The 12,250-nt window shown below is 43.7% G+C and carries 9 protein-coding genes; 3 read left to right on the top strand and 6 right to left on the bottom strand.

The annotated features are described in order from the left end of the window. Positions 1-6: 6 nt before the first annotated feature. From ITJ87_RS13885 to ITJ87_RS13875, 3 genes are all read right to left on the bottom strand, one after another. The gene (locus ITJ87_RS13885) at positions 7-387 is read right to left on the bottom strand and encodes a GtrA family protein (RefSeq protein ID WP_005827823.1); all 381 of its coding nucleotides are present in this window, start codon (positions 385-387) and stop codon (positions 7-9) included. A 21-nt stretch (positions 388-408) separates the two neighbouring features. Beyond that, on the bottom strand, positions 409-2,166 hold the full coding sequence (gene aspS / locus ITJ87_RS13880) for an aspartate--tRNA ligase (protein WP_117964571.1): 1,758 nt from the start codon (positions 2,164-2,166) through the stop codon (positions 409-411). Between the two features lie 132 nt (positions 2,167-2,298). Beyond that, complete coding sequence (locus ITJ87_RS13875; RefSeq protein ID WP_005827827.1) at positions 2,299-3,342, bottom strand: diacylglycerol kinase family protein; 1,044 nt, start codon at positions 3,340-3,342, stop codon at positions 2,299-2,301. Between the two features lie 207 nt (positions 3,343-3,549). Between ITJ87_RS13875 and ITJ87_RS13870 the strand changes: the two genes are divergently transcribed. The 3 genes from ITJ87_RS13870 to ITJ87_RS13860 all read left to right on the top strand — a co-directional run bounded on the left by ITJ87_RS13870 (position 3,550) and on the right by ITJ87_RS13860 (position 6,675). Next, on the top strand, positions 3,550-4,737 hold the full coding sequence (locus tag ITJ87_RS13870) for an aminotransferase class I/II-fold pyridoxal phosphate-dependent enzyme (protein WP_022402410.1): 1,188 nt from the start codon (positions 3,550-3,552) through the stop codon (positions 4,735-4,737). A gap of 99 nt (positions 4,738-4,836) precedes the next feature. Then, positions 4,837-5,643, top strand: a complete 807-nt coding sequence (locus ITJ87_RS13865; RefSeq protein WP_022402411.1) for a M48 family metallopeptidase — start codon at positions 4,837-4,839, stop codon at positions 5,641-5,643. A gap of 345 nt (positions 5,644-5,988) precedes the next feature. Then, complete coding sequence (locus ITJ87_RS13860; protein WP_117599711.1) at positions 5,989-6,675, top strand: hypothetical protein; 687 nt, start codon at positions 5,989-5,991, stop codon at positions 6,673-6,675. Here ITJ87_RS13860 and ITJ87_RS13855 read toward each other — a convergent pair. The 3 genes from ITJ87_RS13855 to ITJ87_RS13845 all read right to left on the bottom strand — a co-directional run bounded on the left by ITJ87_RS13855 (position 6,646) and on the right by ITJ87_RS13845 (position 12,250). Next, positions 6,646-8,958: an ABC transporter permease gene (locus ITJ87_RS13855; protein WP_229135043.1), complete on the bottom strand. Its 2,313-nt coding sequence runs from the start codon at positions 8,956-8,958 to the stop codon at positions 6,646-6,648. The genes ITJ87_RS13860 and ITJ87_RS13855 overlap by 30 nt on opposite strands. Positions 8,959-9,138: 180 nt before the next feature. Further along, complete coding sequence (locus ITJ87_RS13850; protein WP_117974604.1) at positions 9,139-9,813, bottom strand: ABC transporter ATP-binding protein; 675 nt, start codon at positions 9,811-9,813, stop codon at positions 9,139-9,141. Positions 9,814-9,850: 37 nt separating this feature from the next. After that, a complete protein-coding gene (locus ITJ87_RS13845; protein ID WP_117964574.1) occupies positions 9,851-12,250 on the bottom strand; it encodes an ABC transporter permease in 2,400 nt (799 codons plus the stop codon).

The following is a 12,250-nucleotide window of genomic DNA, read 5'->3' as shown; positions in this document are numbered from 1 at the left end:
GGAGAACTAACGGAATGTCACCCGTTTGTTCATTAGGAAATTGACACTTCCGTAGATGAATAATCCCAGGAACTGGGCAAGGTATTCGTTGCAGTCCAGTCCCTCCACCAGCCCTATGAGGAAAAGGAATTGCGCTCCGTAAGCCATTCCGAAAGCTATAGAAAAGAGCAGCACTTGTCGCCAAGTGTTGCTCTTTTTTTCTGTAGGGAATATCCAGTACTTGCACCAGATGAAGTTGTGTATCTGTGCAAGTATATATGCGGTTACATTGGAGAGCATATAGTTGATGTCCAGTTCGTCCATCATTACCCAAACGGTAACAGCCATAATCAAGGCATTCAGCGTGCCGATTACCGCAAAACGAAAAATGCGTGCAGACTCTTTCACTCTCCTACTCCGTACCTGCTTTTACTCTTTCACTTCAACAATCAGATTCAGTTCATCCAGCTGCTTCTGGTCAATAGCCGAAGGTGCATCCAGCATTACATCGCGTCCACTGTTGTTCTTGGGGAATGCAATGCAGTCGCGGATACTGTCGAGACCTGCGAAGATGCTGACCCAACGGTCCAGACCGTATGCCAGACCACCGTGAGGAGGTGCACCGTATTTGAAGGCATTCATCAGGAAGCCGAACTGCTCCTGAGCCTTCTCGGGAGTGAATCCGAGAATCTCGAACATTTTGGCCTGCAACTGTGCATCGTGGATACGGATGGAACCTCCACCCACTTCAATACCGTTGCACACCATGTCGTATGCATCTGCACGGACAGCTGCCGGGTCTGTATCCAGCAAAGGAATATCTTCGTCTTTCGGATGGGTGAACGGGTGGTGCATAGCCATCAGGCGGCCTTCTTCATCGCTCCACTCAAACATCGGGAAGTCAACCACCCAAAGACAGACGAACTTGTTCTTGTCGCGCAATCCCAGTTGGTTACCCATTTCAAGGCGCAACTCGTTCAGTTGCTTGCGGGTCTTCATGGCGTCGTCACCGCTCAGAATCAGAATCAGGTCACCCGGCTTGGCGTTGAAGGCAGCCTTCATCTCCTGCAATACTTCCTGCGCATAGAACTTGTCGACACTTGATTTTACGTTGCCGTCTGCCTCTACGCGCGCGTATACCATACCTCTGGCACCGATTTGCGGTCTTTTCACGAATTCGGTCAGTGCATCCAGCTGTTTGCGGGTATAGTGTGCGGCGCCTTCTGCGCAGATACCGCCGATGTAGGCGGCATTGTCGAATACCGGGAATCCGTGTCCCTTCATGATGTCCATCAGTTCCACGAACTTCATGCCGAAACGGAGGTCGGGCTTGTCGCTGCCGTAATATTTCATGGCGTCTGCCCATGGCATGCGCATGAACGGCTCGTTCATCTCTACGCCACGGATTTCCTTGAACAGATATTTGGCCATGCCTTCGAAGAGGTTGATGACGTCATCCTGCTCCACAAAAGACATTTCGCAGTCAATCTGTGTGAATTCCGGCTGGCGGTCGGCACGCAGGTCTTCGTCACGGAAGCATTTGGCTATCTGGAAGTAACGGTCGAAACCGGAAACCATCAACAACTGTTTCAGTGTCTGCGGGCTTTGAGGTAAGGCATAGAATTGTCCCGGGTTCATGCGTGAAGGAACGACGAAATCGCGTGCACCTTCGGGTGTGGAGCCTACCAGAATCGGAGTTTCCACTTCGATGAATCCCTGGCTGTCCAGGTATTTGCGTACTTCAATTGTCATTTTATGGCGAAGTTCCAGATTGCTGCGTACATTGACACGGCGCAGGTCTAGATAACGGTACTTCATGCGGATATCGTCGCCACCGTCCGTATTTTCCTCGATGGTGAAGGGAGGGGTCAGCGATGAGTTCAGAACATCCAGTTCCGATACGATGATTTCAATGTCTCCCGTCGGGATATGCTGGTTTTTACTGAAACGTTCGTTTACGGTACCTTTAACCTGGATTACGAATTCACGGCCCAAGCGGTTGGCACGCTCGCAAAGTTCGGCATTCACCTCTTCGTTGAACACTAATTGGGTAATTCCGTAACGGTCGCGGAGGTCAATGAAAGTCATGCCTCCCATCTTACGGCTGCGCTGTACCCAACCTGCCAGCGTCACTTGCTTGTTAACATCGGAGATACGGAGTTCTCCGCAGGTGTGTGATCTATACATCTTTTTATTTACTGTTTGACGATTTACTTATTTACTATTTTGAACATGCAAAAATACATAAAACATATTATATGGCGCATCAAAAGGGGAAAGTTATTTTCAGAAACTCCTTATAAGTGCCTTTTTACAACATCACATTTTCGTCAGTTTCTTGAATTGCCTTTTGCCTTTATCCAGTATCATCTTGTTTTTATGGGCGATGTCTTCCACAAAAGCATCATTAATCTGTTTCAGTCCGTTGATATAGTCTTGTGCCCGCTGCAAGACATTCGAAGTGTCTTTTTCCGCATCCCGGGGAACAATGACCTGCAGTCCTTTCTTCATAATCTTTACATCTACATTCTCTCCCATCATCATCGGGTCGCCGTCAAAGTGGACTACCCCCGGTTTAGAACGGTGAATACGGAGTGTCTGGCAACGGAACGTCTTAATCCGGCTGTTCTGGTCAATGGTCTTGTTGAAGAGCTGGAAAGAGAGCGACGGTACATCGAGCACAGTGAACGGCTCGAGTATGGTGACGTCCAGCAGTCCGTCGTTCAAGGTGGCTTGTGGGGCAATATACGCATTGTTTCCATATTGCGATGCGTTTCCGCAGGCTATCAGGAACGCCTTGTATCGCAGGGTGCTGCCGTCCATTTCCAGTTCATAGGTTTCCGGACGGTACTTCAGGCTTTCGAGCAGAGTCTTTTCCAGATAAGTGAGTGGTCCTCTCCTTCCCGCCTTGGAGAATTGCAGGCTTACAAATGCGTCGAATCCCACGCCGCAGGTGCAGAAGAAAGGCACATCGTTGATTTTTCCGTAGTCAATGATGTCTATCAGTCCGTCATTGATGATGTCGATGGCCTTTTTCGGCTCCATCGGAATCTGCAGATGGCGGGCAAGTCCGTTGCCGGAACCGCAGGGAATGATGCCCAAAGCGGTTTTTGTATGTACCAGTGAGCGGGCTATCTCATTGATGGTGCCGTCTCCTCCTATGGCGATGACGGCATGTGCATCTTCTTGTGCCTTCTGTGCCGCTATCTCTACGGCATGGCCTGCCCGTTCGGTATAAATCACTTCTTGTGCATACCTTTCCTTATCCAGTTTTTCATCGAGCCACTTCAGTATCTGCTCCTTACTCTGAGTGCCGGATATGGGGTTTATGATGAATGCTATTTTCTTCTTGTTTTCGTTCATGCAAGGGTTGTTGCTATGCAGGTTTTCCAACTGGCAAAAGTAATATAAATATCTGAAAAATTAACCACATAATTCTTTTTAAAATAAGTATAAGTAGTTTTTTTAATGTAAATAGAACATATACCGACATATTTTGCTATCTTTGCCCCCTGTTTTTTAAGACTTGTATTTAATAGAATTAAATATTCATTATATAAAAGATATTTCATGGGTTTACTACAAGACAAATTTGCGAAATACGACCTGCCGCAGCAGTTTATGGCAAAAGGCGTATATCCTTATTTCCGCACAATTAACAGCCATCAGGATACAGAGGTAATGATGGATGGTAAAAAGGTTCTGATGTTCGGCTCTAATGCATATATGGGACTGACATATGACAAGCGTATCATTGATGCCTCGATAGCTGCCACAGAAAAATATGGCACCGGTTGTGCAGGTTCCCGCTTTCTGAACGGAACACTCGATATACATGTTGAACTGGAGAAGGAATTGGCTGAATTCGTAGGAAAAGATGAAGCACTCTGTTTTTCTACCGGATTTACTGTAAACGAAGGTATTATTCCTGCCGTTGTAGGCCGTGGGGATTATATTATTTGTGATGACCGTGACCACGCTTCCATTGTAGATGGCCGCCGTCTTGCATTTGCCACTCAGTTGAAGTACAAGCATAACGATATGGAGGCTTTGGAAAAAGAACTCCAGAAATGCGAACCGGATGCTGTAAAGCTGATTGTTGTGGATGGAGTATTTTCCATGGAAGGTGACTTGGCCAATCTGCCCGAAATTGTCCGCCTGAAGAAGAAATACAATGCCAGCATTTACGTGGACGAAGCTCACGGCTTGGGTGTATTCGGAAAACAAGGCCGTGGTGTGTGCGACCATTTCGGTGTTACCGAAGATGTAGACCTGATTATGGGTACATTCAGCAAGTCGTTGGCTTCCATCGGTGGTTTTGTGGCCGGAGACAAGGCGGTAATCAATTGGCTGCGCCACAATGCCCGTTCCTATATATTCCAGGCAAGTAGTACGCCTGCTGCTACGGCTGCAGCCCGCGAGGCGCTTCACATCATCAAGTCCGAACCTGAACGCATCCAACGTCTGTGGGACATCACTAACTATGCCTTGAAGAAGTTCCGCGATGCAGGCTTCGAAATCGGTGAGACAGAATCTCCTATCATTCCTCTCTATGTGCGTGATACAGAGAAGACATTTATAGTAACGAAGCTGGCTTTTGACGAAGGTATCTTCATCAACCCGGTTATTCCGCCCGCGTGTGCCCCACAAGATACGCTGGTGCGCGTAGCGTTGATGGCTACCCACACCGTAGAACAAGTGGATTACGCTGTAGAGAAGTTGACCAAATGCTTCAAGGCACTGGATATTATCAAGTAAACTGATTCAAACAGATATTAGGAAAGCCGTTTAATAATGATTAGGCGGCTTTTTGTTTAATACGAAACGGAATAGGGCTAAGATTAAATCGTAAAGTATATGAAAAAGAACTTCTTCATCATTGCTGCTGTAGTATGCGGAATGAGTTGTACCACCACTGCCTATGCGCAGTTCAAAATTGGTGGAAAGAAAATCAATGTGACCAAAGTTGTCCAAGCCGGTACAGATGCCGTCAAGGCCATTTCATTGTCCGATGCTGACATTGCAGCGATGAGCAAGGAATATATGGAATGGATGGATACACACAATCCGCTGACAAAGCCCGATACGGATTACGGCAAGCGTCTGGAGAAGCTGACTGGAAATATCAAGGAAGTGGACGGCTTGAAGGTGAACTTCGGTGTTTACGAGGTAATAGATGTGAATGCCTTTGCGTGTGGTGATGGCAGTGTACGCATCTGCGCCGGACTGATGGACATCATGACGGATGATGAAGTGATGGCAGTTGTCGGTCATGAGATAGGTCACGTCATCCATACGGATTCCAAAGATGCGATGAAGAATGCTTACCTCCGTTCGGCTGTGAAGAATGCTGCCGGTGCGGCAAGTTCTACAGTATCCAAATTGAGTGATTCTGAACTGGGTGCCATGGCCGAGGCATTGGCAGGTGCTCAATACTCCCAGAAGCAGGAGACAGAAGCGGATGATTATGGCTTTGAATTCTGCATCAAGAATAATCTCGATCCGTATGCCATGTACAATGCTTTGAACAAATTGCTTGAACTTTCAGCGGAAGCACCGAAGGAATCTAAGTTCCAGAAGATGTTCTCTTCTCATCCGGATACAGCCAAGCGCGTGGCACGTGCCAAGGAGAAAGCGGATGAATATATGAAAGATAAGAAATAACTATCCGTTGCTTACTATGATGAAGTGGGATCAGAGGTTTCTCTGAATCCCACTTTTTTTGTGCCGAGACTATGATATAGGCTTCTGGGGAAGCTGATAGGGATAATTCGTTAGTTCACAGTGCTGAACACTTTGTTTTAGCTACAGAAAACAAAGTGTTTTTATATGATGAAACGAAATGTTCTTTTAAGGGAAACAAAGTGTTCCCTTTAATGAAACAGACTGTTCGGTTAAGGGAAACACTTTGTTCTGTTTGGCAAAACACCTTTTATTTGCTTATTTGCTTTTAAATCAGAATAATTTTAGTATGTTTGCCACATTATTTATGAAAAACATGACTTTTGTATGAAAAAGCAAGACTTCCTCTTTATTTTTGTTCTGGTGATAATATTCCTGCCATTCTTTGTGAGTGAACCCGTTTACGATTGGTATAAGTCTTTCAACGCTGCACATGGAATGGTAATGAGTTTCATTAAATTCGGAATTCTTGCTACACTGGGTGAGATGCTGGGGCTTCGTATCAGTGCCGGAGTCTATAACCGAAAAGGATTTGGTGTACTGCCGCGTGCCGTAGTGTGGGGACTGTTGGGAATGGGAATCAACGCGGCCATGATTATCTTCTCCAAAGGTGTACCGCAATTTATGGAATATATGGGAATGGCAAATGCCGCTGCTATCATAAACGGGGAGTTTTGCTTTGATAAATTATGGATAGCTTTTGCTATTTCAGTTGCCATGAACACTATATTTGCTCCGGTATTCATGACATTCCATAAGATTACGGATACACATATTCTGGATTGGGGCGGCTCTCTTCGCAGCCTCCTCACCCCTATCCCGATGACCCGCATCATTACGCATCTGAATTGGGATGCACAATGGAATTTTGTCTTCAAGAAAACAATTCCCTTTTTCTGGTATCCGGCACACACCATTACATTCCTCCTGCCAGGAGAAATGCGGGTGCTGTTTGCTGCGATATTGGGTGTGGTGCTTGGGGTATTACTGGCTATTGCGGCGCGGATGAAATGAGGTGACAGCTACCCGATATCCATTCAGGCATATCGTAAAGCAGGTGATGCCTATAGTAAAAAGCAAGGGTAGCAGAAAGTGAAAGGCGTTTGGAGTGGCATGGTATGCAAATTGCTGTAGCCAATATGTCATAAAGAGATAAATGACAGGGACGGCTACGACGAATGCGATGCCTACATAGCTAAGGAACGGATAATTGATAAGCCATAGAATCTGACGGGCGGATGCACCGTGAATTTTACGGATGCTTATTTCACGTTTACGCTGTGAGACGGCATAATGTGTGATGCCAAATAATCCGAAAAGAGTAAGGAATATACTGACACAGGCGTACATGAATAAGATATGCGAGAAGTGTGTTATGTCCTGATTGTAGGACATAAATTTCTGATACATATCATCATATTTCAAAGGAATGCCTGGATTTTTCTTTTCGTATGATTCTCTTAGGCAATTAATGACTTTATCTTTATATCCGGCTTTTACCTTTATAACTAGAGTTGAGAAATTATCTTGTGGAGTATCATAAAGGAGTATTCGTAAGGGAGCCACTTGGTCTGTCATGGAGTACTTTTTGAAATCCTTTACTATACCGATAATTGTACCTTTTGTAAGTTCTTCTCTTTCGTGTACATACTTGGAAATGGGCTGTCCGATAGGATTTTCTCCTTCGGGCACCAATAAATCCACGAATGTTTCATTGATTAGTGCAGGTTGTGGAGTACGGGACATTAGATGGAATATTTGCAGGGAGTCTTGCAGTTCAATATGATGCATTGTTAGGAATTCCGGACAATCCTCGTATAATTCCAACATGAGCAGATTGTCACCGGAATCATCCTTGCCCGGGATTCCTAAACTCATCGGATATATTCCGGTATTGGAGGTTATTACCGCTTCTACCCCTTCTATATTCTTCACCTCATCTATCCGGGTCTTTAGCGTCGGTTGTGCATTGGCATCTGTATATACATTAATAATATTCTCATAGTGCTTTTCTTCCTGCTTAATCAGATACATCTGTGAACGGATAATCATGAATGTACTCATCAAGCCAATGGAGATGATGAATTGTATGGTTACCAATAAGGCCACAATGAAACGTTTTTTGCGTCCGGTAAAGAAATGACGGTAATTAGTTTCGGATATGGAATGCAACCTATGACTCATATAACTTGCCGGTATGACAGACAATATTATGATAAACAACAAGATAAGAGGGAACACTTGCCATGAGAACAAATATTCCATTGTCAGTTTGGCAGAAACCATATGATTAAATGCAGGCAATAAGTCATTCATCAACAATAAAGATAAAAGGAAAGCGACAAGAACCATCAGAAAAGTATCCAAGAACAGTTGTTGGCGCATTTGTGATCTTGTGGCTCCCATTATGGATTCAATGTGAAGCATGTGCACTTGACGCAACAAACGGGAGAAATTCAGATTTATAAAGTTGAAACAACCGATGAATAGAATCAGTAATGCGGACAACAGCCCTACACCCAATAAGGTGCTCTGCTGATGTTTGATAACTTGATTACTGTCTTTTACCGTAGCGTCGAAATAAGATTCTTGCAATGTTTGGGTACGAAGATGTCCGTTTCCCAACAAAGTGGGCAGTTCTGTTTCTCCGAAACGTTGGCGGAATTTCTTTATATCCGTACCTTCTTTCAGCAATAGCATACAATCAGAGCTTTCGGTAGCTTCCAATGGTAGGAGTATGTCTGTCTGCATCATGCTTTGCTCCGGTTGGCTGAATACGGCAACGATGCGTCTGATACCTATTTCGCTCAATAGTATATCTACATTTTTTCCTATACAATCTGTTGTACCGAAACATTTCTTGGCAAACAGTTCACTTACAGCTATGTCTCCTGGTTTCAGTAATGCGTCTTGAACATCCCCTACTATATTATGGAAAGGGAAAAAAGCCGTTAATGTTGAATCTGCTGCTACCAAGCTCCAGCTTTGAAATTCTTGTCCTTCAATCTTTACCCTTACATTCTTGAATGTTTGCGTACGTAAGTAAGACTCTATTTCCGGAAACTGAGATACTATTTGAGGAACAGTTCCACCGTATATGAATGTACCTTCCACTGCCTGTTGGGCAAAAGGTAGAGTCTGGACTAAACGCAGAATACGATTTTTGTTGGGATTATTGTTCTCAACGTTATATTCGTGTATTACAAATGCCATCAACAAAGTGGTGCAGGCAATACCGACGACCAGACTGACAAGGGAAATGGCAACAAACAGTTTATTGCGTTTCCAGCTTCTCATGACTAATTTTAAGGAAAGGTAAGAATTCATATCATGTATATAAAAGGTTCGGGAAATCTATAGGTTGACGATGTACGACTGAAATTTGTATTGCCAAACGCCCGCTTGCTGACAGGCACTTAGTAAATTCAAAAGTGGCATCAATCGTACATTGTCAACTCATAAATGAAACAGGGGTTATCACAAATTGGCTTCTGTCACCACTTGTCCGTCAAACAGATTGATGATGCGTCCGGCAAAACCGGCATCATGCTGTGAGTGTGTCACCATAACAATTGTGGTACCTTCTTTATTCAGCTCACTCAGCAGTTCCATCACTTCTTTTCCATTCTTTGAATCGAGGTTACCGGTAGGCTCATCGGCAAGTATCAGCTTAGGATTTGATACAACTGCACGTGCGATAGCGACACGCTGTTGTTGTCCGCCGGACAACTGTTGCGGAAAATGCTTACTGCGGTGCATGATTGCCATACGTTCCATGGCGGTTTCTACCCGGCGCTTGCGTTCGGCGGCAGGAATGCCCATGTAGAGTAGCGGCAGTTCGATGTTCTCGTATACATTCAGCTCATCAATCAGGTTGAAGCTTTGGAATACAAAGCCGATGACTCCTTTGCGCAAGTTGGTACGTTGGGCTTCTGTATATTTGGATACTTCCGTCCCATTCAAATAATATTCTCCGGATGTAGGATTGTCCAACAGACCGAGGATATTTAGTAAGGTGGATTTTCCGCAGCCCGAAGGTCCCATGATAGCGACAAACTCCCCTTCTTTCACTTCCATGTTTACGTCGTTCAAAGCCAGAGTCTGTACTTCCTCGGTCTTGAAAATCTTTTGTAGATTTACTGTCTTAATCATAATGCTTGGTTTTTATGGTTTATAAATATTTCATTTCTTATTCGTTTTTAATGACTTCTGCCGGATTTGTCCTTGCTATTTTCAGAATGCGGAAAATAATAGTCAGAGTAGTAATGACAGCTACGATTATGAAGATTGAAATCCAAAATAGCGGGCCGTCATTAAAGAATACGATATACATGTTTTTCCATAACTGCAGTATGGCATAACATAAAGGAAATGCTAGCGCTGCTGAGAGTACAAGCTGATAAATATACGTACGGGCAAACAATATGATAATCTGTTTCAATCCCGCACCATTTACTTTACGGATTGCCACTTCCTTTTGTCTGCGTTCCGTATCCAGTGTGATTGCCGAATAAACACCTAATAAAGTGATTATAAGGCTGACAAATGAGAAGAATAAGATTATCCCTTTCATGTTGTTCTCGATGGCTTGTGCTTGGTGAATGTCTTCCAGTAAGGTCGAAATGTGTAATTGTATACTCGGTGGAAGATTCTCTTCCAGCATTTTCTTAACGTAAGTCTTTACTTCTTCTGCTTTTCCGGGTACACACTTCAAATAGCAATGACCTACATAATATTTGAAATCACAAGGCAGAAAGACGAAGCCCTGGCTCTGATTGTAAGTGTCGGCTACAAAATCGGAGCAAATGCCGCATACCGTGTAGCTGTCTTGATAATTGTACAAGGTGGTTCCCAGTAAATCCTTCTTCATACGTTTTGCCAATTTACGGTCTGCTACCATGTCACTATTTGTCTTCAGGGCATGCCCGGAGAGAATAGGGATATTCATAAATTCGAAAAAGTTATTAGGAACATTCATTATATTGACTTCAAGGCTACTTTCCCGGTTATCTTTTTCTGTCTGCATGCTTGTTCCCGAAATACCTTTCAGATAATTAATTTCTGTCAGTATTTTATCTTTTATATCCGGATGTTGACTGATGCGCTCTATGAGAGCAAGCTTTTCGTCATTTTTTAGAAAACGGTAATCCATAGGAATACTGATGATTTCGGACTTTTCTTTTTCTGTCAGTGTGTTGAACAGTGTGGAACCGGTCTTGTCAGCCTGCAAATATAAAGCGACTGTAAAGACTATGAATAACCAACAGATGAAAAACTGGATACCCAAAAGACAATTTCGTATCTTCTGTTTGTGGCGTTTGGATTTGTTTTTGTAAATACTTGACTGGATGGAGGCATGCTTCATCCTCCATACGGTAAACAAGCAGAGTAATAAGCATAGTAAAATAATGCCTGCCATATATTCTGTTGTCTGTATCAATAATAGGTCCCGTTCAATGACTAATGTGAAATCAAATAAAGAGAATGAAAGGTAGGGGTTAAATATTTCTATCAGACAGAAAGTCAATAAGAAGGTTATGAACGAAATGATAATGGCTTGGGTAAAAAGTAACCAAAATAGTTGGTTGCCATTACTTCCATTCACTTTACGAATGCCGAACTCGTGCGAACGGTTCAGATAACTCCCCGTCAAAAAATGAAAAAAGTTGAGTAGACCAGTCAGTAGAATCAAAAGGCCGACAATGAATGTGATTCCGGCAAAGTAAGGGGCAACGGATTTCTCCCGAAAAAGTTTTCCGAAATTCGAGGCTGATACGGTATTTTTCTCATTGAATATTGTGTGCTTCAAGTCCATTGCACGGAAACTTGCTTCAAGTTGCGCGGATGTTTTGCCCGGACGAAGAAGAGCAAAAGTAAGTCCACCGGTCATACTGTCTCGTCCGTCGAATTGTATAAGTCCTTCGCTGTCGTTCAAGATTAACATATCAATCTTTTGGAGAAAGCTAAGGCTGGTATTCAATGGAATATCTTCTATTATCGCTTGTATGGTATAGATGGTACCTCCTGTTCGTGGTGTGGTATCAGGTGAAGAGAAAAGCCGTTGTGCTAAGGTCATTCGCTTTCCTATCGGATTCTCTCCGAGACCAAATATTTTGTGTGCCAGAGAGCGGGTCAGTATCACGGCATTGGGAGTTTGCGATGCTACAGTCCATGAACCTTGTAATACTTCCGGGGTGAACACGCTATGGTAGGTTGTATCTACTTCCATAGCATATAAATCTTCGTAAGGCAGTTCTTCCTTGTCGATAGTTTCCACATTGTAGCTACGTGGGTGGGGATAGGCAACAAAAGTAAATGCTTCTACTTCTTGGAATTGCAATTGGCGCAGACTCTCAAACAACGTAGCGGGAGTTCCGAAATAAGGTTCTTCTGCTGGAGTGTATAGGTTTATGTCTGCAATGCGTTCCCAGTGGGTAAAGCACTTGTTGGTAGAATTTATATAGCGGCTGCAATATAGGCAGATACTAAAACAAAGTATGCCTACCGACAGTCCGATGATAGAGATGATATTCTGTGCCTTGTACTTTAATAGGTTTCTGAATGCTGTTTTAATATAATGTCTTATCAT

It is taken from the genome of Bacteroides sp. HF-162, from assembly GCF_015679285.1.
Lineage (GTDB): Bacteria > Bacteroidota > Bacteroidia > Bacteroidales > Bacteroidaceae > Bacteroides > Bacteroides uniformis.
Note: the sequence above shows the minus strand (reverse complement) of the source record. Positions and strands in the feature narration are given on the sequence as shown.

Excerpts from the sequence above, each read along its gene's own strand:
- aspS (WP_117964571.1), bottom strand. The coding sequence starts at position 2,166 with ATGTATAGATCACACACCTGCGGAGAACTCCGTATCTCCGATGTTAAC.
- ITJ87_RS13875 (WP_005827827.1), bottom strand. The coding sequence starts at position 3,342 with ATGAACGAAAACAAGAAGAAAATAGCATTCATCATAAACCCCATATCC.
- ITJ87_RS13870 (WP_022402410.1), top strand. The coding sequence starts at position 3,550 with ATGGGTTTACTACAAGACAAATTTGCGAAATACGACCTGCCGCAGCAG.
- ITJ87_RS13865 (WP_022402411.1), top strand. The coding sequence starts at position 4,837 with ATGAAAAAGAACTTCTTCATCATTGCTGCTGTAGTATGCGGAATGAGT.
- ITJ87_RS13860 (WP_117599711.1), top strand. The coding sequence starts at position 5,989 with ATGAAAAAGCAAGACTTCCTCTTTATTTTTGTTCTGGTGATAATATTC.
- ITJ87_RS13855 (WP_229135043.1), bottom strand. The coding sequence starts at position 8,958 with ATGAGAAGCTGGAAACGCAATAAACTGTTTGTTGCCATTTCCCTTGTC.
- ITJ87_RS13850 (WP_117974604.1), bottom strand. The coding sequence starts at position 9,813 with ATGATTAAGACAGTAAATCTACAAAAGATTTTCAAGACCGAGGAAGTA.
- ITJ87_RS13845 (WP_117964574.1), bottom strand. The coding sequence starts at position 12,250 with ATGATAAGACATTATATTAAAACAGCATTCAGAAACCTATTAAAGTAC.